Annotated in this window: 28 protein-coding genes; 23 read left to right on the forward strand and 5 right to left on the reverse strand. The window is 47.4% G+C overall.

The genetic code is table 11. The features are described from left to right. Nucleotides 1-7: 7 nt before the first annotated feature. The 17 genes from H8K36_RS04445 (at nucleotide 8) to H8K36_RS04525 (ending at nucleotide 12,796) form a co-directional block, all read left to right on the forward strand. Nucleotides 8-676 (forward strand): sulfate/molybdate ABC transporter ATP-binding protein, encoded by a 669-nt coding sequence (locus H8K36_RS04445; RefSeq protein ID WP_186914898.1) that lies wholly within the window; start codon nucleotides 8-10, stop codon nucleotides 674-676. Continuing rightward, nucleotides 673-1,494, forward strand: coding sequence for a TOBE domain-containing protein (locus H8K36_RS04450; RefSeq protein WP_186914897.1), 822 nt, complete (start codon nucleotides 673-675; stop codon nucleotides 1,492-1,494). Before H8K36_RS04445 ends, H8K36_RS04450 begins: the two co-directional genes overlap by 4 nt. 601 nt (nucleotides 1,495-2,095) lie before the next feature. Then, nucleotides 2,096-2,266: a hypothetical protein gene (locus tag H8K36_RS04455; protein ID WP_186914896.1), complete on the forward strand. Its 171-nt coding sequence runs from the start codon at nucleotides 2,096-2,098 to the stop codon at nucleotides 2,264-2,266. Between the two features lie 806 nt (nucleotides 2,267-3,072). Then, a complete protein-coding gene (locus tag H8K36_RS04460; protein ID WP_186914895.1) occupies nucleotides 3,073-3,975 on the forward strand; it encodes a hypothetical protein in 903 nt (300 codons plus the stop codon). 493 nt (nucleotides 3,976-4,468) lie between these two features. Continuing rightward, nucleotides 4,469-4,810 (forward strand): YciI family protein, encoded by a 342-nt coding sequence (locus H8K36_RS04465; protein ID WP_186914894.1) that lies wholly within the window; start codon nucleotides 4,469-4,471, stop codon nucleotides 4,808-4,810. Nucleotides 4,811-4,911: 101 nt separating this feature from the next. Then, nucleotides 4,912-5,469 (forward strand): hypothetical protein, encoded by a 558-nt coding sequence (locus H8K36_RS04470; RefSeq protein ID WP_186914893.1) that lies wholly within the window; start codon nucleotides 4,912-4,914, stop codon nucleotides 5,467-5,469. Between the two features lie 182 nt (nucleotides 5,470-5,651). Next, on the forward strand, nucleotides 5,652-6,110 hold the full coding sequence (locus H8K36_RS04475; protein ID WP_186914892.1) for a hypothetical protein: 459 nt from the start codon (nucleotides 5,652-5,654) through the stop codon (nucleotides 6,108-6,110). A gap of 108 nt (nucleotides 6,111-6,218) precedes the next feature. Beyond that, nucleotides 6,219-6,599: a cupin domain-containing protein gene (locus H8K36_RS04480; RefSeq protein WP_186914891.1), complete on the forward strand. Its 381-nt coding sequence runs from the start codon at nucleotides 6,219-6,221 to the stop codon at nucleotides 6,597-6,599. Nucleotides 6,600-6,817: 218 nt separating this feature from the next. After that, nucleotides 6,818-7,405, forward strand: coding sequence for a hypothetical protein (locus tag H8K36_RS04485; RefSeq protein ID WP_186914890.1), 588 nt, complete (start codon nucleotides 6,818-6,820; stop codon nucleotides 7,403-7,405). A gap of 345 nt (nucleotides 7,406-7,750) precedes the next feature. Beyond that, on the forward strand, nucleotides 7,751-8,596 hold the full coding sequence (locus tag H8K36_RS04490; protein WP_186914889.1) for a tyrosine-type recombinase/integrase: 846 nt from the start codon (nucleotides 7,751-7,753) through the stop codon (nucleotides 8,594-8,596). A 14-nt stretch (nucleotides 8,597-8,610) separates the two neighbouring features. Further along, nucleotides 8,611-9,786: an IS91 family transposase gene (locus tag H8K36_RS04495; protein ID WP_230404288.1), complete on the forward strand. Its 1,176-nt coding sequence runs from the start codon at nucleotides 8,611-8,613 to the stop codon at nucleotides 9,784-9,786. Nucleotides 9,787-10,119: 333 nt separating this feature from the next. Beyond that, nucleotides 10,120-10,680, forward strand: coding sequence for a DUF6985 domain-containing protein (locus H8K36_RS04500; RefSeq protein WP_186914888.1), 561 nt, complete (start codon nucleotides 10,120-10,122; stop codon nucleotides 10,678-10,680). Nucleotides 10,681-10,737: 57 nt separating this feature from the next. Then, nucleotides 10,738-11,157: a hypothetical protein gene (locus H8K36_RS04505; protein WP_186914887.1), complete on the forward strand. Its 420-nt coding sequence runs from the start codon at nucleotides 10,738-10,740 to the stop codon at nucleotides 11,155-11,157. Then, complete coding sequence (locus H8K36_RS04510) at nucleotides 11,126-11,500, forward strand: hypothetical protein (protein WP_186914886.1); 375 nt, start codon at nucleotides 11,126-11,128, stop codon at nucleotides 11,498-11,500. Before H8K36_RS04505 ends, H8K36_RS04510 begins: the two co-directional genes overlap by 32 nt. A 67-nt stretch (nucleotides 11,501-11,567) precedes the next feature. Continuing rightward, a complete protein-coding gene (locus tag H8K36_RS04515; protein WP_186914885.1) occupies nucleotides 11,568-11,888 on the forward strand; it encodes a hypothetical protein in 321 nt (106 codons plus the stop codon). A gap of 106 nt (nucleotides 11,889-11,994) precedes the next feature. Then, nucleotides 11,995-12,345, forward strand: coding sequence for a hypothetical protein (locus H8K36_RS04520; protein ID WP_186914884.1), 351 nt, complete (start codon nucleotides 11,995-11,997; stop codon nucleotides 12,343-12,345). A 76-nt stretch (nucleotides 12,346-12,421) separates the two neighbouring features. Next, nucleotides 12,422-12,796, forward strand: a complete 375-nt coding sequence (locus tag H8K36_RS04525; RefSeq protein ID WP_186914883.1) for a hypothetical protein — start codon at nucleotides 12,422-12,424, stop codon at nucleotides 12,794-12,796. 106 nt (nucleotides 12,797-12,902) lie between these two features. Here the strand turns inward: H8K36_RS04525 and H8K36_RS04530 are convergent, their stop codons facing one another. Both H8K36_RS04530 and H8K36_RS19585 read right to left on the reverse strand, forming a co-directional pair. After that, nucleotides 12,903-14,189: a metal-dependent hydrolase family protein gene (locus H8K36_RS04530; protein WP_186914882.1), complete on the reverse strand. Its 1,287-nt coding sequence runs from the start codon at nucleotides 14,187-14,189 to the stop codon at nucleotides 12,903-12,905. 291 nt (nucleotides 14,190-14,480) lie between these two features. Further along, nucleotides 14,481-16,130, reverse strand: coding sequence for a methyl-accepting chemotaxis protein (locus tag H8K36_RS19585; protein WP_186914881.1), 1,650 nt, complete (start codon nucleotides 16,128-16,130; stop codon nucleotides 14,481-14,483). A 361-nt stretch (nucleotides 16,131-16,491) separates the two neighbouring features. Here H8K36_RS19585 and H8K36_RS04540 point away from each other — a divergent pair, with 361 nt between their 5' ends. The 5 genes from H8K36_RS04540 to H8K36_RS04560 are packed head-to-tail and all read left to right on the forward strand — an operon-like array spanning nucleotide 16,492 to nucleotide 21,620. Continuing rightward, the gene (locus H8K36_RS04540) at nucleotides 16,492-17,154 is read left to right on the forward strand and encodes a TetR/AcrR family transcriptional regulator (protein WP_186914880.1); all 663 of its coding nucleotides are present in this window, start codon (nucleotides 16,492-16,494) and stop codon (nucleotides 17,152-17,154) included. Beyond that, nucleotides 17,147-18,136 carry an HlyD family secretion protein gene (locus H8K36_RS04545; protein ID WP_186914879.1) on the forward strand — a complete coding sequence of 330 codons (990 nt, stop codon included), beginning with the start codon at nucleotides 17,147-17,149 and terminating at the stop codon, nucleotides 18,134-18,136. The genes H8K36_RS04540 and H8K36_RS04545 overlap by 8 nt, the downstream gene beginning before the upstream one ends. Beyond that, entirely contained in the window at nucleotides 18,130-19,089 is a 960-nt protein-coding gene (locus H8K36_RS04550) for an ABC transporter ATP-binding protein (protein WP_186915727.1), read from the forward strand. The genes H8K36_RS04545 and H8K36_RS04550 overlap by 7 nt, the downstream gene beginning before the upstream one ends. Nucleotides 19,090-19,091: 2 nt before the next feature. Next, on the forward strand, nucleotides 19,092-20,243 hold the full coding sequence (locus H8K36_RS04555) for an ABC transporter permease (RefSeq protein WP_186914878.1): 1,152 nt from the start codon (nucleotides 19,092-19,094) through the stop codon (nucleotides 20,241-20,243). Nucleotides 20,244-20,276: 33 nt separating this feature from the next. Next, nucleotides 20,277-21,620: a DUF885 domain-containing protein gene (locus H8K36_RS04560; RefSeq protein ID WP_186914877.1), complete on the forward strand. Its 1,344-nt coding sequence runs from the start codon at nucleotides 20,277-20,279 to the stop codon at nucleotides 21,618-21,620. On the opposite strand, the gene H8K36_RS04565 is transcribed toward H8K36_RS04560, so the two are convergent. Continuing rightward, nucleotides 21,617-23,041, reverse strand: coding sequence for a M20/M25/M40 family metallo-hydrolase (locus H8K36_RS04565; protein ID WP_186914876.1), 1,425 nt, complete (start codon nucleotides 23,039-23,041; stop codon nucleotides 21,617-21,619). The two genes, H8K36_RS04560 and H8K36_RS04565, sit on opposite strands and share 4 nt — an antisense overlap. Before the next feature lie 36 nt (nucleotides 23,042-23,077). After that, entirely contained in the window at nucleotides 23,078-23,593 is a 516-nt protein-coding gene (locus H8K36_RS04570) for a hypothetical protein (RefSeq protein ID WP_186914875.1), read from the reverse strand. Nucleotides 23,594-24,019: 426 nt separating this feature from the next. Between H8K36_RS04570 and H8K36_RS04575 the strand changes: the two genes are divergently transcribed. Continuing rightward, a complete protein-coding gene (locus H8K36_RS04575) occupies nucleotides 24,020-24,175 on the forward strand; it encodes a hypothetical protein (protein WP_186914874.1) in 156 nt (51 codons plus the stop codon). Nucleotides 24,176-24,292: 117 nt separating this feature from the next. Here the strand turns inward: H8K36_RS04575 and H8K36_RS04580 are convergent, their stop codons facing one another. Then, the gene (locus tag H8K36_RS04580; protein WP_186914873.1) at nucleotides 24,293-24,844 is read right to left on the reverse strand and encodes a thymidine kinase; all 552 of its coding nucleotides are present in this window, start codon (nucleotides 24,842-24,844) and stop codon (nucleotides 24,293-24,295) included. Nucleotides 24,845-24,950 lie beyond the last annotated feature (106 nt).

Raw genomic sequence — 24,950 nt, forward strand, 5'->3', positions numbered from 1 at the left:
CGACACTATGGAATTCGACCTACATCTGCATAAAACCCTAGGTAACGGAAACAAGCAATTCGTGCTCGACGTGCGTTTGCAAACCCAAGCGCAACGCATCGTTATCTTTGGCGAATCTGGCTCGGGCAAAAGTCTCAGCCTGCAAGCGATTGCTGGCCTGATAAAGCCAGACCATGGCCATATCCGCATCGGTGGCCGTACTTTATTTGACAGCACGCAAGCCTGTTTTGTGAAGCCACAAGAACGCGGCTTCGCCTACGTCGCGCAAGATTATGCCTTGTTCCCACACCTGAACGTACAACAAAACATTGCCTTTGGCCTCAACAAGTCTTGGCGCAATCCATCGAAAGAAATGCAGAACGATGAAGTCGAACAATGGCTACAACGATTTGCACTCACTGATTTAGCGCAGCAATATCCGCATCAACTCTCAGGTGGACAAAAACAAAGAACCGCCTTAGCCCGCGCCCTAATCACACAGCCCAAAGCCCTGCTCTTAGACGAGCCTTTCGCCGCGCTTGATACTGGCCTCAAGCACAGAATGCGCGAAGAGCTAGCACAACTGCAAAGCGCGCTGGCGATACCGCTGGTCTTAATCAGCCATGACGAACAAGATGTCAAACAATTTGGCGACACCGTCCTACATTTGCATCAGGGAAGCAATCACACACCATGAGCGCGACGAAAAAAGAATCCCCAAACATCGCGCTGCAAGCCGACGTCTGGCTACAAGTGAATGGTGAAAAATTCGGCGGAACGCAGCGCATCGCCTTACTCGCGGCAGTGGCGGAATGTGGTTCCATCACGCAAGCAGCGAAGAATATCCATATGAGCTACAAAGCTGCGTGGGATGCGATTGAGCAGATGAATAATCTCGCAGGTGAGCCACTCTTAGAACGCGCCACCGGTGGCAAAGGTGGCGGCGGCACACGTCTCACCCCACGCGGCCAACAATTGGTCGACAACTTCAAACTGATCGAAAATGAGCACCACGCCTATATCACGCGTCTCAACCAACTCGCAACCGGCTTGGCCGATGAAATGCTTTTGATCAAAAAGATGAATATGAAAACCAGCATACGCAATCAATATCGCGGCAACGTGAGCCATATTAAAACCGGAGCGGTCAACGATGAAATTGAAATTCAAATCGCAGGCAAACAAAGCCTAATCGCCATCATCACCCACGACAGCACCGAAGAACTCGCCTTAACGATAGGCGCGGAAGTGTTCGCCTTAGTGAGCGCCTCGTCGGTGATCTTGATGGACGCCAAACAAGAAGCCAAACTCTCAGCCCGCAACCGCCTCACCGGAAAAATCACGCGCATCCAAACGGGCGCAGTCAACACCGACATCAGCATCGCCCTTCCCGGCGGCGCGGTGTTATCGGCGGTGATTACCAATGAAAGTTGCGAGGAAATGGGGTTGAAGAAAGGACAGAAGATTACAGGACTGTTTAAGGCTTCTGCTGTGATTTTGGGGGTGCCGGGTTGATGACTTGAATTTGGTATCGTATGGATTTTATTGCCATAAATTCACCATCATGTTAATTTCGACAATCAAACCAACTTTGGGCAAGTCTTAGAATATGACAACCACATCAAAAGTAGGCACTGCGATCTGCCTAACATTACCAATTTGGGGCACAGTCTTAGCGACGCGATTAATTATTCACTTTAAAGACGAAGGTGTTGCAAAACTAATCATTATGGTTGGAATCATGCTTATCGCGTTCAGCAGCGCACCAATCATTAACTCAGCAAAGTTAACGACCGGCGAAAAAGTCGGTCTAACCCTAGCCTACTTCTTTTTATCTGCAATTTGTGTACTTGTTTTGGGTCTATTTTTGTTTTGCATGAATAAGTGTAGCTAGGAACAGGCAACGCAGGTTACACCCGCCCTACAAAACATTAAACCTATATTGCGCCGACGATCACTCGCCTTTCAATGAAACATCAAAATTAAGAAAATGAACTGCCCAAACTGCAAGCACAAGCTCACACTTGACCACCTCGGCCGTATTGGTCGTCCAAGCAATGTCTGCCCTAATTGCAATCAAGGACTCAAAACATATCTACCAACGAAGAGGAGATGGTTGTTAACAGCCTTCGCACTGATTGCAGCGGCTGGCTCACCAACGATCGCTGCAATGCTTGGAATTACACAATGGATGCTTTTACCAATCATCATCCTTGCCTACGTGATTGCAATCCGATTGATAAACAGTCGATTTGCCGAAGTTGCGCTTGCCAATCCGAAAGAATGAAAGCGACTTAGCACCGATAATGCCCGTCGGAAGCACTTGCGCTACGAAAAAGCCATTTAAACTAAAGTAACACTCAAAAAATAAACACATAGCTGATCAAAAGATCAAACGAATCAATTGGCCTTAGAGGGGGCAAAAGGCAGGCAAACAGTTCGCAATTTGCCTGCAATCGACATAAAAACGGCTTATCAGAGTGCACAAAGAATTCAACATCCGTCGTACAGATGTCAGGCTTTGACTATGGTGGCTGAGAAAGCATCCGTTGGCCTCCGGCAGCAAATGCTTCTTGAATCTTTAGCTAGTGCGAAGGAATGTCACGATGAGAATAGAAGAATTACAGTTGTGTATTGGCCTCTCAAAGTTGCGTTAAATAGCAATATTCGACCGGTTGTAGACCTTATTTTCAATTTCATTTCCGGACAACTTCCTCGTGAATTTGACCCGATTAGCAGGTGGTTTTCAGTGTCATTGCTCTGGACGATCAAAGGCAATAGTGAGCTACTTCATCGTTCTTTTCCCATTGTTCGAAAGTGCAACATCAAAGGGACATGGTTGGCGAGTAGAACGAGATATCAAAAGCCTATTATCAGATGCTGACATCAAGAAACATCCGAGTTACATTAAATACCTAACCGCACGTCAAGCAGGAATAGCTGATTGGAAAATCAATAATCACAGACATTGAAATTTACCCAAGCAGAGTGTGAAACACGCTCTGCATTTACTAATCAGAATGCAAAGAGCCTTCATACAACGTTGGTTTCAAACGCTCAACGAAACTGAGCTTTAGTTTTCATTGGAGATATATGACTTACATAAAATTAAGCGCATTTGCGTTAGCTTTGTTTTTTTCATCTAGCGCGAGCGCCTCGATTGAAGATGCAAGAAAAGACATTCTCAACACATACAACTTTGATCCATCGATGATGACCTATGAAGAACAGGCCAATCGCGCTCCTACACTTAGTCAGTTGTGGTCTCGGTTTAACAAATCCCCTGAAGGGTATCGTGACGCATTGAGAATACTTTTAAAAGAAAAAGGGCAACAAGAAATTTTATACTGCGACGGTGGGATGTTATTCCTTGCAAACGCCACTTCGCCTGCGGACCAAAATTTAGGAATGGATTCAATTAAGAAGTGCACTTTAACTGAGATTCAACAGACACCGTATTTTTATACGATGCACCAACAAGCAATTCGCGGTGTCGATACAATTGAACTGCAGTTTAAAATGCTTACGAGACCGGAATATCAGATCACTGTTCCAGCGCATGCCTTGAATCTTGCCCAAGATTATTGTTTTGTTTATCCCTTATTGGTCCAAGATGAAACAAAATACACATTAAGATTAATTGAGAAGATAAAGCTTGAAAAAGACCCAGTAGCACTCAAAACACTTTTGCTGGCGTTGTACTACGCTGCACTTCCGAATTCAGAAGCGGCGATCCACTTTATATCCCAATCAAAAGAATATCCCGTCGATATACAAGAGCTCGCGCGACAAATTGAAATGGGAATCGCGAAGGCACGCCAAGCAGCCCCAAGCAAAGTCTTCAATTGGCTCAAAGAAAATGGCTCCAAAATTAGTCCGAATGCCCTAGAGAAGGAACTACGTGATGCCCGCCGCGAAAGGATGCGTACGATCAGTGACGAAGCCTTAATGGAACTCGGCGCCTATACTCTTTTGATCTATCACAGTCAAAGGTAATTTTAAGTTCAATGCTCGACGAGTTTGCAATCTTTGTTTATGCTTCTACTCACCAACCAAAGGATACAACGGACAAACACCCTGCTTCGTCTTTTCTACTAAGCTTCGCTCCGGCAATTGTTCCAGCCATGTAGGGCGGGTGCAACCCGCGCTGCCAGGAAATTATCGAAGCCCGAAACCGCGGGGTTGCACCCGCCCTACAAGTTCGCAGCAACAATTGGATCTTTACTCACCCACCAACGCTATCCACTTTGCACTTCTGATATATCGACTACTTCGCCCATCATCGGCGCACTGATTTTGACTTGATGTTGATGCGCTAAATCAACGATAGGGTCAAATGGTTCGTACTAGGATTGTAGTGCCAGATCAAAAGTACCGTTATGGATTGGTAGCAAACGTTTGGCGCGTAAACAAAGAACAAAAGCGAGAAGTAATGTAAAGTAAACCAAAGCGCCCCTCATCAAAATCTACTCCTTAAAGCCGCCCCAATATGACGAAATACCTCATCTCCTTCCCCGCCTCTGCGATGAACATCCAAGCAGAAGATTTAGCCGCAGTTAGCCATGACTCACATGAGGTCATACGCGAAGCGAAGCAAGCTGGTGTTTATGTGTTTGGCGGTGGCATCAACGAAGCGACTGGTGCCGTGATGGTTAATGGCGACGGCACGGTGAAAAACGATACCTATCCACAAACTAAGCACTTCAACGGCGGCTTTTGCGTGCTAGAACTGTCGTCAAGAGAGGCTGCCATTGAGTGGGCAGCCAAACTGGCGAAAGCCTGCCGCTGCGCGCAGGAGCTGCGGGAATTTGGGTTTGATCCTGAGAGTTAGTTGAAAACACTTCAACGTCAATATTTTATTGACACCTACAACAAGTCAATATATTCTTGACACGTCAATAAAAACTTGACGAAATCTCAAGGAGAAAAAAATTGAAGAGCATTACCCCGACAACCGATTTAGTTGAACACATTAGGCTAAGAAACGACATAGAGAAGGCTATCTTGACTCACGCTGGCCTCTCGAAAAACTCCGAAACAGATCCTTCTTCCCTACTTCGCTTGGTCGATGCGACGAGCGAATCCGTTGAGGTATGCAGCCAACTTCAAAGAGCCGCGGTGCACCAAGCTCGGCGTTCAGATGTTCCGTGGTCGGAAATTGGATCTGTCATGGGCATTACTCGTCAAGCGGCACAACAACGATTTGCGCCAGAAGAGTCAAACGAACAGGCCGCGGAAAATTCAAAGCGAATTTCCGGCGCGAATGCTTTCAACGAAATGCAAATTCTCGAAACAGAAGGAAAAGCTGGTTATCACCTAGTAGGCTTTGGGCCCCATTTCCTCACCGTCTTGGCCTCGAAAAAGGTGTGGGAACATCGTCGATTGTATGCGCTCAATATCGCGAATAAACAAAGCCAAATGGAAGATGAAGGTTGGACCTATGTTGGCAGCTGGTTTCCCTTCCATTTCTTTAAGCGTGTCGTTTCTTGACAGATTAAACAATCGCTAGCGATCCCAACTCTGATTTTTTACTGGTACGTCGCTATTAAAGATAAAATTCAAATGCGATTAAATTTATCAATTCTAGTCTTTTACGTATCAATGCTTACGCTGTCCTTTCGTTCTACAGATTGCTAGGAAAGCCTCATTTGACATTCATCAATGGTCTACACATGAGCAACTATATTCGTCGCGAAAAAAACAACTTCCTAGGACTTCTCTCCGTTTTTCGTTGGCCGCTAGGTCTTGTTTTTGGAGTTGGTGTAGGGCTGCTGTTCTGGACACCGCTTCCTGCGAATGAGCCGATTGGATTTCTTGGAATGTTGTACTGGGGTAGAATTTTTGGTGTGATGCTAGATTCAGCTGTGGCTTTGGTTACTGTCGTTGTATTTGAACTGATCGGTAGTGAAACAATTCAACTCAGTACTACAGCTGAGGTCATTCAGATCGCGCTCAATGAATTCCGAAATACATCAAGAATCAGCGTCAAATGCCTCGTCTGCAAAGAAAAACTTTCCGCTGAGCGCATTTTTTCTGCTAGCGAAGGACGTGAAAACATTCAACTAGTTTGTCGCTACGGCGCTTGCAATAGCACCCACCCTCTTTATTCAAAAAATCGTTCATTTTCTTAAGCACAGACCCTCTATTATCTTGCAAAACACCAATTAATAGACCTACCGTAAGCTAGCCATCCTTTAACCTCTAGATTCATCAAATATCCAGATCACAAGCGAAACCCTATGCCACTGAATCCTCAACACACCTATGTTCATCTCGCCGAGGACGGCGCTGCAACTCAACTGCCCGGTGGAGAAGCTTTTTGGCGTATGCCTGAAGCAGATATTGAGCGCTATGGTAGCGGCTGGCTTGTTTCGGAATTTGAGTTTGACACGGATTGGCCAACTTGGGAAATGCACCCCAATGCAGACGAGTTCGTCTATTTACTATCAGGCTCGGTCGAGTTGCATTTGGAACAGCCAGATGGTGTACACAAAGTAAGCTTGAATGGTAGTGGTACTGTCGTGGTGCCGCGAGGTATCTGGCACACCGCCAAAATCAATGCGCCAAGCCGCATGCTTCATGTTACGCGTGGCGCTGGAACTGAGGTGCGCCCAGTATAGAAAAACACATCCTCATTCGAGTTGCGGCAACCTCGTTGGCTTAAATTAGGGATGGAACGGCAGCGATCAAATCGACTAGTAACCCGTTTGCGAAAAGCGATTCAAAATATTAAACTTTAGTAAAATCGCATACCTAGATGCAGCCTACCAATCTCTGCCGCATACGATGGTTGAACCCTCATCTCCTTCAAACAAAGTTCATCGTGAATATCTGAATCATGAGTGAAAACAGTCTTTGGCTTGTACCAAGCGATCAAAACCCCAGCCCCGAACGACTTTGGGAGATTGCTGAGCAATTATGGACACGTGGAATTATCCCCATGCTCGACTTAGCGGATATCGATAGCCATGACACGCATGCAGGACAGGCTGTCCCCTACAATTACTTCGACAAGCGATATGACGAGTGGAAGGCCAGCGGCCGCCCCCTCCCGACACTTCAACATGGCGATTTCGATTCCGTTTGGATCAAGTGGCGTCCATATCAATTTCTTGTTCCCTCCACAGTCGATCAATTTTGTGATCTGCGTTGTCCGCACTGCCAAACTAAAGTAACTCCCAGTATCGATTGTTCTGCAGGCGCTCTATTCGGACAGACGGTAGGTGCAGTTATACGATGCCGTCAATGTGAGAGAGATTTTCCAGCCACGTCAATTGAATTCGACCCAACACAAGCAACATGGGCGCAATGTAGCGTCAGTTTTCATCAAATGCCCAACTGCGAGGTCAGTGGCGATGAGCAATGGTTAATAGACGCCTTAGCGATACTTGGACCATGCCGCCAATTGCATGGTTGGGAAACCTAGCTTGGCGAGCTCGACAAGGATCAGCAACGATCAATTTCGATTTGGACGTAGTCAATCACTGCTGATGATGTACAAAAAGAAGATCTAATTTAGGTTCTTGCTGTTATACCTTTTTTGGAGCAGTCACTATCAACAAGAATAAGGCTTAACAAGCCTTTCGACAGAATTAGTGCTTGATTGCCTATTTTTTCTCAATGTGTTAACTTCGGTTTCTTTCACTCTAAAACAAGTTGAACTAAACCGCTCCGCGGTGGGCTGTTCCTCAACGAATTATCGCTAGTAAAACGTGTATGGTTTTCTACTCTGAAACTGGGAATTTTCCCAGTTTTTGAGAAGGAAATTATCATGAAGTCATTACGTCAGCGTTTTCAGGACGACATGGTGTTGCGTGGTCTGGCTGAACGCACCCAAGTTGCCTATGTGGATGCAGTAGCAAAGATTGCGAAGTATTACCATCGATCTCCCGACCTCATCTCGCCAGAGGAAATTAAGCAGTATTTGCTGCATTTAATCAACGACAAACATCGCTCCACGTCAACGACCAACCAAGCCGGTTGTGCTTTGCGATTTTTGTTTCGGTTTACGTTGAACCAGCCGAACATTTGCATTGAGATACCGCTGCGCAAACCACCAGAACGCTTGCCTGAATTGCTGTCGAGAGAAGAAGTGGAAAGCATTATTGCTGCCTGTACGAATCTACGTCACCGCACCATATTAACCACGATTTACGCAACCGGCTTACGCGTGTCTGAGTTGTGCCAGCTCAAAGTTAGTGATGTTGATAGCAAACGCATGATGCTACGCATTGGTCATGGCAAAGGTGGTAAAGATCGTTATGCTTTGTTGCCCCCTAAATTGTTGGACACGCTACGTATCTATTGGCATACGTGTCACCCACGAGTTTGGTTGTTTCCGAATAAGCTGGGAGATGGACCTATTACCGACAACCAAGTGCAGCGCTATTTTTATTCGGCCAAAGAGCGTGCCAACATTCATAAGAAAGGTGGAATCCATAGCCTGCGCCATGCGTTTGCCACACACTTACTCGATAGTGGTGTCGATCTGCATAGCATTAGCCGTTTAATGGGGCATGATCATCTCAGCACCACAGCACGTTATCTCCATCTACAACAGCGTGTCGTGAAGAAGGATTCACCGCTCGATTTACTCTCGCATCTATCGAAGCTGTAAAGCGCTCAGGTTGTATGCCCAAGCATGCAAGTGTAGAGTTGGCTGATATCCTGCGTCAACAAGAGAAGGCAGGATGGGAGCAACACGGCCTTAATCTTAGTCAACGTAAAGTTTGGCGCGCCATCACAGCTTGTCGTACTGCGGCATTAGGCGGCCATATTGAGCGCTGTGATCAATGTCAAACGACGCGACACATCTACCATTCGTGCCGTAATCGTCATTACCCCAAATGCCAAAGTCGGACTAAAGATCAATGGCTTGCAGCGCGTCAACGTGAATGCCTGAGCGTTCCCTACACCCATTTAGTGTTTACGATTCCACATGCATTAAACGGCTTAGCAGTAAGTCACTTCCGCATGATCACCGACATCTTGTTTAGTGCCAGTGCAGAGACTTTGTTAGCCTTTGCTGCCAATTCGCGTTGGCTTGGTGGTGTGCCCGCGATCACCTTAGTCCTGCACACGTGGACGCAAACACTGCAACGTCATTTGCACATACACGCTTTAATGCCCAACGGCGTACTCACTGAAGACGGGCAATGGAAACAAAGTCGACGAGGCTTTTTATTTCCGGTCAAAGCACTGTCTAAAGTGTTTCGTGAGAAGTTCATCGATGCGCTCAAATTAGCGAGAGCCGACGACCGAATTCCCAAGGAAATGATGGATGACCAAGCGTGGAAGCATCTTCTGATTGAACTACGACGGCATGATTGGGTGGTGTACGCAAAAGCGCCTTTGGGTGGCCCACAGCAGGTGCTTGATTATTTATCGAGGTACACGCATCGGGTCGGTATTTCCAATGAGCGACTGCTTTCATTTCACGATGGGCTAGTGCGATTTAAGGTGCGAGACAACACTCACGCTGGTAAAAAACGTGTTGCGCAATTACCGGCAAGCGAGTTCACTCGCCGTTTTTTACAACACGTCTTACCGACGGGGTTTAAACGCATCCGTCACTACGGTGTACTCGCTAACTGCCACAAGAAAGAGAAGCTAGCGCAATGTCGATTGGCCCTACAAATGTCGCAGCCACAGCCTGCCATCATTGAGGGCGTGCAAGCGTTTATGCTGCGCGTCAGCCAGATCGACATACTACGTTGCCCGCATTGTGGTCTTGGCGCGATGCAGGTGATTGAGGTCATCGTGGCAGCCAAGCACCGACCAGTATTAACGACAGGGCCACCGCCATGATCCCATCGTCTTGCCTAAATACTGTAATTCGAAACAAGTTCTTAAACGAACTTCAGGCGCGTTCGCGCCGAAGCTCAACAACTCAAGTAAAACACTTCCACAAGGAAAGACCGACCTCATCACCGTCTGCCCAAACATCAACACTTCAACACAAGTTGAATAATTTCCTTGCCAATCTACTAGCAAACAAGCAATCAATTCGCATACAATCCCCTTAATCAACCGACTTCCTTCGGTTCAGTCCAACAAGGTTTATCCGCCGCAATGATCGCGGATTTTTATTTTGCGTTTCCGGTGCGGCGGATAAACGCTATTCGTTAGGTCTTCAGAAACATGTCAAATATGCAACTAGATTTTAAACTTGAAGATGGCATATGGTGGGTTGCCGATGCATTATTCTCCTCATGGAAAGGCTTCCAGAATAGAAGCGGGGCTTATGGTGCACAAAGTTCTGCCATTCCTTCTGATGGGAACGTTAAGGTTGTATTTGCCCCTGAGGGCCGAGGAAACGAACCATTAAATGATATTGAATTATCAGCGATTGGTTGGGTAATTGAACATGAAGCAGAATTAACAAAAGTAGTACTTGCATCAATTCTAGAAAGCTATCCATCACTCCAAGAACAATACGGCTATTCTGGGAATGAGAAAATAAAATACATGCCCGATATTCAATCTGTAGATGACTTACGAGGTTTAATCGGGCTACATACTATAAACATTCACCCCATACTAAAGCATGGAGTTCCATACATTGGTTTTGAACTAGGCTGTACTTGGGATGATGAGCACGGCCTTGGCGTTCTGATGCATGGCACTCGTACCGTCGAAATTGGCGGTGCAGATACAGCTATATTGTTATGGATTGCGGAAAAAGATGCAGTGCAGATCTAACCCATCATTCAAGCGGGACGCGCTAAAGCGCGCCTCTTAATTCAAACGTTATGAGTCATGACCGAAATATCTGTCACACATGGCTTCGGCCCAATCAAATTCGGTTCAACACCAAGAGAAGTTAAATTGGCGTGGGGTGCTGAAACGCTCTACGAAGAGTGGATGGGAGGTAATCTTGAAAATTTCCTATTTTTTGAAGGGCTACTTGTAGGTTTTCGAGGTGAAATATCTGATCAGCCAACAGAAAATTCTTTTGTTTGCATGTTTCAGGTCAAAACCGTTCACCCGTTAAGTCTGTGGGGGCAGCAAATCACCGGTTTTTCAAAGGCAGAAATTGAGGCCTTATTAATGAGTAAAAACATAAAATATAGGTATCTCAGCAAAGACATTATTCGCTGTGCCGACCAGGAGCTGCAATTCAGCTTCAATAATATTGGCGTTTTGGATGAGGTGTACTTTGCAAGAGAAAACTCATAATTCTGCGTTAGCCACAGTGAGAAAGAACGCATCACTTATCGTTGCCTTTGTGGTGGTCGTTGTCGGCTGTGCAATTTGGGTTGCAGACGTAATCGGCGATCGAAGTTACCAAGTCGTGGTTGTCTCGCCGGCGCGCCTTCTGTCAATTGCACCAACGGACTACCCGGACAAAAATCCGGTCGTCACCACTATTAAGCCCGGCGAGTCCCTGAAAGTCATCCGTGTGCGCTACGGCAAAGACTTCGAAACGCTCAAGGTAGAAACAACCAGCGGCAACGTTGGTTGGGTAATCCCTGGCGATGGAGTGAAGGTGGTGTCGCGTGGTGAGGCAAATGGCGGCTAACTAGTCAGGCAACCGGACAACCCACTGCTGCGCTCCAGTGCTGGTTACAGTTCAGGTTTGAAAAACAATGCAAGACTATATTTCTATTGATGTGCAATCAAAACTTGGCCAAGCCGATATCTATTACTGCTTAAGCCAAGCATTTTCAGGCTTTAAATGGCGTAGCGGGGATAGCGATGTTATGGGACTTTACGTCTCGGGCCAAAGTAACGAAGGTGCAAATATTCAAATATGGCTATCTGAAAGCCCTTTTGAAATGGCCATATCGTTTCGAGGCTTGCCGCACGATATGGTGGGCAGAGATAAATTCAAAGAGACTATTATGGAGAAGTTCAAAGCTGAAGTTTTGCCAAAGCTTGGTCAGCTCGTAAAGCTTCAGGAAAGTTGAAGATACTTGGCATCCCTCCTTTTCTAACTCATCATTGCAAACCGACCCTATTCAGCGCCGGTGAACTTAGTCGTCACGCGCCTCATTCTGTGAAGGCAAGATTGAAATGAAACTGTTTATTTTTATTGTTCTCATCGTTTGTAACGTGTCAGTTTCCGCAGCCAATAATGAGTTGCAGACTGTTAAATTTTCTATGCCGCGTCTTTCGCCGGAGAGAGTAGTTGAATTAACAGAAAAGTATCTGCACAAAGAAAAACGAATTGACCTCAAAAACTACAAACTTGGACGCATAGATTTCACCTATTACTCATCATCTAATGGGCCAAAAAATATTGACAAGATTGGTTGGACAGTGGAATTTGAATGCAAGCCGGAAAAAGCTGTACCGGGTTGCGATGTTCTAGTTGGTGTCTCAAACGATATCAATCCAAAATTTACTTTTTACCCCGGAATGTAGCTGTGCATAGCCAGTCAATCCACAGAGAATCGTCAACGATTTTTTCAGTCAAAATCTCGAAGCTTGAACGTAATAAATGAATTCGCGACAACTCATAAATCTTGCAAAGGAAGGGGCACTTCAGACTTCGGCATTAACGGCCATCTGCACATCGCTAGCGATTAGTCTGCCGAAATTATGCGATATGCTTTCCAAAGAGATAGCGAGAGACTACCTTCGCGGTGACATCACTTGGGATGATGGTGACATGGCAATGAACAGTTTGTTTGCTTGGGCCTATGGCGCAGATGATGTTGGTTTATCTGAATTTTCAATGAGCGTATTCTTGGCCTTTGATCAAGCCGAATTCAAGCATGATCAGCCTACGGATTCTGGTCCAGAGTTTCATACGATTCCTCGTCTCAAGCGCTTATTGGTAGCTCTAGAGTGCCAAGCACAACATCGAGAGTGATATTTTACGGTGCCACTGAATTAAACGCTTTGCACCTCAAGATCAAAAAAAACGCCCACAAAGAACAACAGCTCTCTGTGGGCGTTTGAATTTCTAAAACAGAAAATTACTGCGCAGCTTTCACGACTTTGCCGCCCTTCATCACCCATTTCACACGTTCTAATTCGGTGACATCTTTGAGTGGGTCGCCGTCGACGGCGATCATGTCGGCGAATTTGTCTTTGTCGATGGAGCCGACTTTGTCTTCCCAGCCCATGAGCTTGGAGGCATTGACTGTTGCTGTACGGATGGCGTCTGCTGGCGTCATGCCGAGTTTCACTAACACTGCAAATTCACGGCCATTTAAACCATGTGGGTACACTGCGGAGTCTGTGCCGAAGGCGATAGGTACACCAGCAGCGATCGCTTTGGCGATGTGTTTGCGGGCATCTGGCAAGACGACTTTGGCTTTTTCTAATAATGGCAAAGGCAGTTTGATCGCTTCAGCATTGGCGATGAGCCAATCGCCTAAGTACAAAGTGGGCACCAAGAAGGTCTTGTGCTCTTTCATTAGCTTAGCGCCCTCTTCGTCGATGTAAGAGCCATGTTCGATGGAATCAACACCTGCTAACACCGCATTCTTGATGCCATCACCGCCATGCGCATGAGCTGCAACTTTGCGGCCTAAGCGATGCGCTTCACTGACGATGGTTTTCATTTCGTCTAGCGTGTATTGCGATGTGCGTGGGTCATCACCAAAAGACAACACACCGCCTGTGGCGCAAAACTTGATCACGCTGGCGCCGTATTTGATGACTTCGCGCGTCTTCTTCATCACTGCATCGACACCATCGGCCACGCCGGTGCCGGAGATTTTGTATTCAGGTGCATGCATGGTGTCGTCGCAATGGCCGCCAGTAATGCCGAGCGCTGGGCCGGAGGCCAACATACGAGGGCCGACGACGTCGCCAGCATCGATCGCATCGCGCAGGGCAATATCAGTGTAGCCTTCGGCACCCACATCACGTACCGCGGTGAAGCCCGCTTCGACTGTCAACCGTGCATTCTTCGCGCCAATCAAGGCCACGCGTGGCATAGACAAAGCGACTACCGAGTAACCTGCGTTTTCTGGGTCAGCCGTTAAATGGGTATGCATATCAATCAAGCCTGGTAATAAAGACTTATTGCCAAGGTCGATCACTTTGGCACCGCTAGGCACGGCGACGTTGCTACCCGCCGCGACGATCTTGTCGTTGCGAATTACCACCACCGCAGGGAAAACCCATTTGCCATCGTTGACGTTCAACATACGCGCCGCTTTGACGACGATGGTGTTTGTTTGCTCAGCGAAGGCAGTGTGAGCACTGAACATCAATGGTGTGACTAGTGCTAAAGCTAAACCGATACGTTTCATCCTTATCCCCTCATTATTTGAAATTATTGTTAAAACGAAGCTTGTTAGAGCAAAAAAGCCGCAACAAAGTTCCGGCTTTTTTTGTGATTCTGATTTCAGGATGAAATACATTATGCTCTGTCAACGCATGGGTGGGAATCTCGCGACACTGCTTGTTGGTCTAAAAAGACAGTAGGCTCCTGCCTCCGACTAATTCTTTCGAGGGCAGGCTCTCCGCTGGAGTGACGTTAGTTATTTTCTATAAGCATTCCTATTGCGTTTCTAGCGATGCTTACCTCCGAGGGTTGCTGCCTAGGCACTCAAACGCAAAGGATCACGGGAAATATTCTTACGTACCGGTTTAGCTTTTATTGCATGACTACTTGGCACTGCCATACCTCGCATCGCTGAACCAAGGTTGTCATGTAATTTAAAGACGTTCACCAATTTCGACAATTCCTGCGCTTGATCTTGCAAGGATGAAGCCGCCGCCGCTGCCTCTTCCACCAAAGCGGCGTTTTGTTGGGTGACGTTGTCCATACCGGTAATCGCGATATTGATTTGTTCAATGCCGACCGATTGCTCATTGCTTGCTTCGCTGATTTCGGTGATGACCGCACTCACTCGGCGCACACTATTGACCACATCACTAATCGTCGCACCCGCTTCATCGACCAACTTGGTGCCAACGGCAACTTGTTGTACAGAGCTATCGATGAGTGTTTTGATTTCTTTCGCAGCACTGGCAGAGCGTTGAGCCAAAGCGCGCACTTCTGAGGCCACCACCGCAAAGCCGCGGCCTTGCTCCCCTGCACGTGCTGCTTCTACTGCGGCATTTAAGGCCAAAATATTGGTTTGAAAAGCGATACCGTCAATTACACTGATGATGTCGACGATGCGTTTTGAAGATTCGTTAATCGACCCCATTGTGGTGACGACTTCTGCCACAACGTTGCCACCTTTCACTGCCACTTGAGAAGCATCACTGGCCAACTTTGTCGCTTCGCGGGCATTGTCGGCATTGTGGCGTACGGTACTGGTGAGTTCTTCCAAAGCCGATGCTGTCTCTTCTAATGAGCTCGCTTGCTCCTCAGTGCGTGAAGACAGATCCATATTACCTGTGGCGATCTGCGTTGATGAAGTGGCGATAGTATCGGTCGCGCCTCGCACTTGGCTCACCACCGTTGCCAAACTTTGATTCATTTCGCGCATATTGAACAAGAGGCTGCTGCGATCGTGTTCTTGCACATCAAATTCTTGCGTTAAATCTCCCCCCGCGATCGCTTGTGCTACGCGCGCTACCTCGGCTGGTTCTGCGCCTAGCTGGCCGCGTATGGTTCTCACGGTGTACCAACCAAAAATACCCGCTGCCAACAAACCCAAGAGCGTAACCATAATTGATGTATTGCGAATTTCACGATAGCGCGCAACGGCAGCGTCGTATTCGGTTTTAGCGACATCCATTTGCAATTGCAATAAATCGTCACCCGCTTTCTTCACTGGAGCCATTAAAGGCGTGACTTTTTCTACCATCAATTGACGCACGGTCTCTAGGTCATTGTTCTTCAACGCTGCCATCGCTGGTAGTAAGCCCTGCTGCACATAGGTTTTACGATGCTCGGCGAAGGTCTTGGCAATCTGTGCTTCTTCGGGCGTGAGATAGGTTGCCATGTAGGCGTCCCATAACTTGGTGATGTTGGCCATATTGGTTTCGAGTGCGGCCACACTTTGCGCGTTTGCTTCTGGCTTTTGCTCGACTAATGCGTTGGCAATTGCAAGGCGATTACTCACGACCATTAACTGTATGCGACCAAGATCGACCGCAGGTGTGGTGCGGTCTTCATAAATGGTTTGTATGGCTGCATTGGCTTTCACTAACCCGAATAAGCCGATCCCACTCACAACAAAAATGACGCTGGCTAAACTTACGATGAGTATTAACAACCGGGTAGAAACTTTCATACGCGCTTCCTTTGCAAGACGAACAAAAACACATTTTGATCACAGCAACATCGACATCTGAAAAACCTCTCAGCCATAGCAAATTTGAATGGCACAAATACTTTCTAAGATTAAAACGAAGTATTGCCCATAGTCACTATTTATTTTTCATTTCGCATCTGTTTAGTGAAAATGCTCACCGCAAAAACAACAGAAAAACAATCTAAGTTATTGATTTTAAACATTTACGTGTAAATCACCGAATGTTTTACACACTTTCAAGTGCAAAAAATCCGCTTGACATCACTGCCTAAAAAATCGACACTCTCAATTATTAGTCAACCGCCTAATAACTTATAAAAAATTCCTAGAAACCTGTTTCATGGCCCGCCCTTCACAAAATATTGACCAAACTCTGCTACAAAGCGGACGCGAATTATTCCCGCTTTGCGGCTGCTGCGACTTGTCTTTGCGTGCGCTCACTGAGCATGCGAAAGTCAATATGGGTATGTTCCACTATCACTTCCGCACTAAAGACAATTTCCTCTCCATCCTGCTGCAAACCATGTATGAGGAATTGTTTGCGCAACTGCAGGCAGAAACCGAACAGCCGGGAACTGCAATCCAAAAGCTAAAACACACCATGCTGCGCCTCGCCCGTTTGCTGCGTGAACACGGTGGCTGGCTTGGTCGTGTATGGGCCGATGCAGCACGTGGAGACCAAGTGGCGCAAGACTTTTTAAAGAAAAATGGTTCGCGTCATATGCAACTCATCATTCTCTTGATTCTTCAAGCCAAGCAAGAAAAAGAGCTGGGTGACATCGCACCTATGCAGGCCTTCACTTTTTTGATGGGTTCGATTGCAGCGCCGATGGTGATTGCGCCACGCGTCATGCAACTAGGCTTTGCCCCGCAATTTTTCCATGAACAAATGCAAGAAAGTGTGCTCAGCGACGACGCCATTATGGAACGCGTTGAACGCGCTTTGTTTGCACTGACTATTCCCAAGACTTCCCTTCCCTGCGGAGATCAGCATCATGCGTAAGAACGCTATCGTTTTAGCTCTATTGGCCACAACTTTCATGTTGAGCGCCTGCAGCCCAACGCCAAGCAAATCTTGGTCTGGTTATGTCGAAGGTGAGTACCTGTATATCTCTTCGCCGCTGGGTGGTCGCATTGAAAGTTTGAATGTGCAAGCAGGCCAAGACGTGGCACAGAACGCGGCCTTATTTAGCCTCGACAAAGAAGCGGAAATAGCGAATGTGGAAGAAGCCACAGCGCGTGCGAAAGCAGCCAAAGCGCAAGCGCTGAACACGGAGAAAGGCAAACGCCAAGAAGAGATTGCCGTGAATCGCGCACAGTTAGCAAGCGCCGAAGCGCAAGCAGCATTGGCACAACATGAACTGCAACGCCAACAACAGTTATTGGCGCAAGGTTTCATCTCCAAAGCCAAAATTGATGATGCCACGACTAATCTCAAACTCACTCAAGCACGCGTCAATGAATTGAAAGCAGCGCTTGCCGTGGCGAGTCTGCCAGCACGTGTAGACGAGCGCGCGGCCGCGAATGCCAATGCGCTCGCAGCGGAACAAGTGCTACGTCAAAGTCATTGGCGTGGAAAGCAAAAAACTGAAATGGCACCACAAGCGGGTTTGATTAGCGATGTGTTCTTCCGTGCCGGTGAGGTTGTTAGTCCTGGACAACCGGTCTTATCGCTACTACCACCAGGGAATGTGAAATTTCGCTTCTACGTACCAGAAGCCGAGTTAGCCACGATACATGCGGGGGATAGCGTGACGGTTCAATGTGATGCTTGCGCCGCGCCAATAATCGCAACGGTCACGCGCATCGCTAGCCAAGCGGAATACACACCACCAGTCATTTATTCTAATGCGCAACGTGCGAAGTTAATGTTCTTAATCGAAGCGCGCCCTGATCCCGCTGTCGCCAAGCAGATGCATCCTGGGCAACCGATTGATGTCAAGCTAAGCAAAGCCACAACCCCAGTCGCGGAGAAAAAATCGTGAGTAACTTGGCGATTGATGTCAAAGGTCTCAGCAAGTCGTATGGTGGCCGCGCGGTCGTAGATCAAGTCGATATCCAAGTCGCACAAGGTAAGATTTGTGGCTTCCTCGGCCCTAACGGTAGTGGTAAGACGACGACTATTCGTATGCTATGTGGCTTGCTAACACCCGACGCTGGCAGCGGCACTTGCCTTGGTCTCGACATCTTCCAAGACGCTGCTAAGATCAAACGACAAGTCGGCTATATGACGCAGAAATTTGGTTTATATGAAGACCTGTCGATACGTCAAAACTTAGACTTCATTGCGCGTTTGTTTGAACTACCCCATCGCAAAGACGCGGTTGATGCTTCCCTCGAACGACTTGGCCTGACTGCACGCGCTTCACAGTTGGCAGGGTCACTCTCTGGAGGCTGGAAACAACGTTTGGCACTCGCTGCTTGCTTAATTCATGAACCACGTCTCCTGTTGCTAGACGAGCCTACAGCGGGCGTAGACCCCAAAGCACGCCGCGACTTTTGGGACCAAATTCATCACCTAGCAGCGCAAGGCATTACGGTGTTGGTATCCACGCATTACATGGATGAGGCTGAGCGTTGCCATGAGCTTGTGTATATCGCCTACGGCAAGATTTTGGCGCGCGGTACAGAAACTGAAATCATCGATCAATCGCAACTCAAAGTGTGGACCGTACAAGGCGAAGGCCTAGGTCAAATTTTAGAGCCGCTTAAACAATCAGAAGGTGTTTTGAGCGTCGCTGCCTTTGGCAATGCGGTGCACGTGGCGGGCTTAGATCAAGACTTGGTGCTAGCCGCATTAGAACGTGTACGCCATCAGCACCCTATTCGCATTGAGGCTAGCCGCGCCAATTTGGAAGACGTCTTTATTAGCATGATCGCCTCTGCGCCCGATAATTTTCAGCAGAGTTTTCAACACGCACAAGAACGAGGACGTTGATCATGAGCCGCTTCTCAGAAGTCTTGAACTTTTCTTGGAAACGCTGCTTAGCGGTGTTCATCAAAGAGTTTCAACAAATGATGCGAGATCGTTTGACTTTCGCCATGGCCGTCGGCATTCCTATCATGCAGCTGATCATGTTCGGCTATGCGATTAACACTGATCCCAAGGGTTTACCCACCGCCCTAGTCAACTTAGACCAAGGCCCCTTTGCGCGTAGCTTCACGGCTGCTTTGCAAAACACTGGCTACTTTCGCATTGACTACAATCTCAAGACCGAGAAAGAAGCGGATGACTTAGTGGAAAATGGCAAAGTGCAGTTCATGGTAGTGATACCGCCACGCTTTACAGAAAAAATTATTCGAGGTGAGAAGCCTAGCTTATTGATTTCAGCCGATGCCACCGACCCATCCGCAGCAGGCAACGCCATCGCGGCTCTCAGTGCTATTGCTCCACTCGCGTTGAAGAATGATTTAGTTGGCCCCTTGCAGCGCCTGCAATCTAATCCGCAGGCTTACGATATTCGTATTCATAAACGCTATAACCCAGAGGGCTTATCGCGCTATAACATCGTGCCTGGTTTGATCGGCACTATTCTCACCATGACCATGATCATGTTAACCTCACTCGCCATGACGCGAGAACGCGAACGCGGCACCATGGAGAACCTGCTCGCCACACCAGTGCGCCCCGCTGAAGTCATGGTCGGCAAAATCCTCCCCTATGTTTTGATCGGCTATATCCAACTCACTGTCATCATGACAGCCGCCTTCATCATCTTCGATGTTCCTATGGTCGGGAGCCTGCCTTTATTGCTGAGCTTAATTGGCATTTTCATCATGGCGAATCTAGCGGTAGGTTTCACTTTCTCGACCATCGCCAAAAATCAGTTGCAAGCGATGCAGATGACTTTCTTCTTTTTCTTACCATCGATTCTTCTGTCAGGCTTTATGTTCCCTTTCCGAGCCATGCCAGTGTGGGCGCAGAACATCGGTGAAGTTCTGCCACTGACTCACTTCCTACGCATCGTCCGCGGTATTCTTTTGAAAGGAAACTCCGTCGACCAATTAGCGCAAGAGCTCTGGCCTATGTTGGCATTCTTATTTGTGGCAGGCTTTATCGCTTTAAAACGTTATCGTCAGACACTAGATTAAACAACATCCAATAGATCACTTTCACAACAACAGATGAAAAATACACTCACCGGTTTCACCGTTTGCGTCGCCCTTTCCATGTCCAGTGTTAGCTTTGCAAATGACGTTGGACGTATTGACCAATATCTATCAAAGTACAGCAAGAACTTTAAGGCACTGGGTCAAGGTGGCGATGTCGAGTTCGCCTATCAAAAACAGATCGAGAAAATAATTCAGGAAAAGAACCAAGAAGCGCAAATTCGTTTCTTAGAAAACCTCAAGAGAGATAAACAGCAGTTCACAATGGGGGGAAAACTAGAAGAAGCGACTGAATGCCAAAAAGCGCAACTCGCCATGATCGATTATGAAACGCAATTTCTGAGTGAAAAACTGGCCACCGCAAAAGCTTATCGACAGCTTGGAAAAAAAGCAGTCCTGTCAGACAAAGGTCTTGCCAACAGCAGCATGGGTAAAGAATGGTATCGTTTATTACGCAAAGCCTGGTTAAGCTCAGACATCAGTCCAGAAGACTTGATCAAGATGGGCAATGTTGAACTGGACCGTGCCTTGGCACACTATCATCGACTACAAAAAAACATGGGATACGAAGGACGCGATGCTGAATTCTATGCTTATCTGAATAGCTCCACTTTTCAATACCCAGAGGACACCACACCGCAAGCCGACTATGAACAAAGGCAAGCGATTGTCTATCAGAATATCGGTAAACTTTTCCTACCGAACTGCGTACAAGCACCGATGATTCGTGCTTCCAATCGCGGCATGAGCTTTCCTGTCGATGGCTATTATTTGCCAGAAGAAGGTGCCTTCTACTTCAACAAAGCAAAGTCACATTACGATAGGCGCAGCCTTGACTGGTTGTTATTGCACGAGAGCACGCCAGGCCATCATTTTCAGAATCGCTATGCGGTGAAGCAAGCTGCTTGTACCACGACAATTCCCCACAGTTTTTATGCGGCCTACGTCGAAGGCTGGGCGGCTTATGTGGAAGAATATGGTCACGAACTCGGGCTGTATCAAACCGATGCTGATGAACTTGGTGCAGTAGAATGGAACTTGGTTCGTTCAATTCGCGTGATTCTCGATGTGGGGATTAATCATTTCGACTGGAGCGAACAACAAGCAAAAGATTTTTGGCAAAGCAAATTACCGATGTTGCCTAGTTTGGCCGATAGAGAAATTAGTCGTGTACGCAATTGGCCAGTACAGGCCATTACGTACAAGTTAGGGGCAGTGAAATTCCGCGAGCTACGTGAGCAGCAAAAGAAACGATTGGGGCCACAGTTCGACATCCGTCAATTTCATCACGATGTCTTAAAATATGGCCCCTTACCTATCGATGTACTTGATCAAATCATGGCAGCCACTCAGCACTAAGGTGACTTCGGATTTGCTTGATGCGGTAACTTGGGCGCGTTCAACAGCGACAAGCTTAACAATCCCAAGACCTTGGCGTTATGAACTAGATACTCAGGCTTAACGTGGTCAATGGTATCGACTTCACTATGCCAAGTGTGGCTCATATAATCGAGAGGCTCTTGTATCGCCGAAAATGCTGGAACACCACGCTCATAAAAGCTCTCATGATCTGAGCCCTTAGAATGCGCATAAACGATATCAAGTTGATGCAAGCCATTCGTATTCGCCGCGATTTCACTCAATGCGGAATACCAAGCATCCACTTGCATATCAGGGAAGCCGATAATACGCCCCGCCCCGGCATCGACTGTGAGCATTGCCTGAACCTTGGGCATCTCGGCGAGATGCCTCTCCACATAGGCTTTACTTCCCATCAAACCTTGCTCCTCGCCCGAAAATAAAACCACGCGCAGACTGCGTTTGATGGGCAATTTACTTGCCTGAATACCGCGCAAAACTTCCATCGCTAACACCACGCCTACACCGTTATCAGTCGCTCCCGTGGCTAAATCCCAAGAGTCTTGATGGACACCAATGATGAGCATCTCATCAGGTAACTCAGAACCTCGAATATCTGCAAGCACGTTATAAGCAAGCGCAGGTTGTGGGCTAAACTTCCCGCCAAATTGTAATTCCAGTTTTGGCTTGATACCTCTAGCGATCAAACGTTGCAAAAGGTTTGCATGTTCCTTTCCAATGATTCCGACATTATGTTTCAAACGCGCCTTGGGGCTGCCGTTCATATCGAGAATACTGCCTTCACGTTCTGAGATAAACAGCACTGCTGCCATGTTCGCCTCACTGATGATGGCATTGTATTCCTGCGAAAACAAAGCCAGATTTTTCTTCTGTTCTGCATTCGGGCTAGGCAATGCCAATGCCAGAACAATTTTCCCTTTGATCCTTGGAATGGCCGCGCGAAGCTCGTCCAAACTCTGCGCCTTCAAGATTTCAACATCACCGCGCACCTTACCTGTCGAAGACGTAGTCCACGCTCTTTGTACCATATTGATCGCTTGCTGATTGGCGTTCAATAGACGTGCACTGCTTTGCCCGCGAACCCAAGGCTTACCCATATCATAGGCTTCTTCATGCACATCAATCGCGCCATAGGCGCTTAGCTTAGCCATCGCCCATTGCTGGGCACGACGTAGCTCAATCGAGCCTGTTAAGCGCGGACCTATGCCATCGCACATTTCTTCCAAATTGCGCAGTAAAGTTTGACCACGGTCGACTTCGTTAATGAGCAAGCGATGCGCATCAGCCTTAGGTGCTAAGCGCTGCGCATCGAGTTCTTGCGCAAATACGGTTGTGAAATATGCACTTGCGGCACACAATACCAATAAGCTTTTCGCACATTGGCGACGGATGAATGACATGATTTTTCCTAGCGAAATAAAGTTTGGCGACCGGGATTAACGCTTAGGCATAGGCGGTAATTTATTAACGAAATCACGAAGTCCACCTTTGTCGCGAATCACTAACAGATCATCGATTGCTGGTACACGATTTTCAGGATTCTTCGCAACCAAACTCTCGTAGGCGCGCAATAGGCCCTCAACACCAGCAATTGTTTTGGCTTCCATTGCCGCAGCATCTTTCATTGGATCGGTAATGTTCTTTTGCACCTGAAATGCTGCTGCACTTACGCCATGATGAAAACGTAAAACACGAGCTAGATCTGCCTTCGCGACTCCGTTATGAAACCAAAACACGCCAGCATCTGGGCCGAACATATAATCAGGCACTTCGTCTGACCATTTTTCAAACCAACGCCCCTCCGGCGATCGCATCACACCAATAGGGTCTTTATCTGCAGCCGCAGCCAACTTCACCACGCGCTCTTTTTCTTCTGCCGTAGCAGGGCCACGATCCGCCAAAGCTGAACCAGCGCTGAATAAACTTGCGGCCAGCATTAACGCTGAAGCCATACGATTCCATATTCTTGAGAGTGTCATTTTATTTTCCGATTCATTAGTTGCTCAGACCGGCAGCTGAGGGGTATTTTTCGAAATGAGTGCCAGTGCATTCGCAGATTAAAGAAGCGTGAGCACGCTGTCGCGCAGGAACCGACCAAACCGAAAAATGGGCGACGAATACGGGAAAACCTCAGATAGAGACGAATCTACATTCGTGGAAATCTCTTACTATGTTCGATAAGGAACAGTTGTTGAGATGAGTCTTGGGCAGACTCTATTTGGAAGTCAACAATTCGACTTTCGTCGGCAAAAGACACTGGATTCCTGCCTTCGCAGGAAGGACAATTCGTTGGTTCATTGCTCTATCGTGGGCCGTAGTATTGATGTCATCCAGTGAGTCAATGCTTTTAATGTCAATTCCATCCAAAGGAGAGAATCATGAGTAAGAAAACACCCGCGCAAAACCAGAAACCAAACAAGTCGCACGCTCCGCCTGTGACGGATGCGCAATCATTACGACAAAAACAGGAAGAGAAAGAAGTCGCTGGGCGGCATCAAAATGACGGTCAGAAGCACTTTAAAGGCGCTCGTTAGGTTTCTAAGCGCAGCGATGGAGGCAAGCAGCCCTTGAGCTGTCATCCCTGCGAAGGCAGGGATACAGTGACTTTTAGGCTTGTCTGCGGGAATTGAAGTTTAATCCGTAAATCAAACTTAGCCGTGGTAGAAACAACGTCCGCAGACATGGTGATAACGATCATTACCACCGATAGAAATTTGCTCACCCGCAGTCATGCGCTTTCCATGTTCGTCGACACGGATATTCATGGTTGCCTTCTTTCCGCAGGTACAGATATTTTTGAGCTCTTCGATGGTGTCGGCCAGTGTCATCAAGTAGCTAGAACCTGGAAATGGCTCGCCAAGGAAATCACTGCGCAAACCATAGCAGATCACAGGAATACCGCGCACGTGAGCAAGCTTGTGTAATTGACGTGCTTGAGCTGGCGACAAAAATTGCGCTTCGTCCACTAGAATACAACTGACAGCTGGCGCGTTCTCAAAAAAATCAAATTCCGCATCGAAAATAGCTGCCTCGCGCTGCGGGCCTAGTCTAGAAGTAATTTTTCCTGTGCCATAACGATTATCGATCGCAGCGGTGTAAAGGCAGACTTTCTGCCCTTGTTCTTCGTAATTATGCGCAACTTGTAATAGTGCAGTGGACTTGCCGGCATTCATTGCCGAGTAGCGAAAATAAAGCTTAGCCAATTTCTTATTCCTGATGATTCTTGTTATGTGATGTCGCTACTCAAGGTAGCGAGACAAGAAGAATTATAGCGGAGCCGAGCAGCTTGGTCTGTGGCTTTTGTCCACG

Source organism: Affinundibacterium nitidum (assembly GCF_014284155.1).
GTDB lineage: Bacteria > Pseudomonadota > Gammaproteobacteria > Burkholderiales > Burkholderiaceae_D > Undibacterium > Undibacterium nitidum.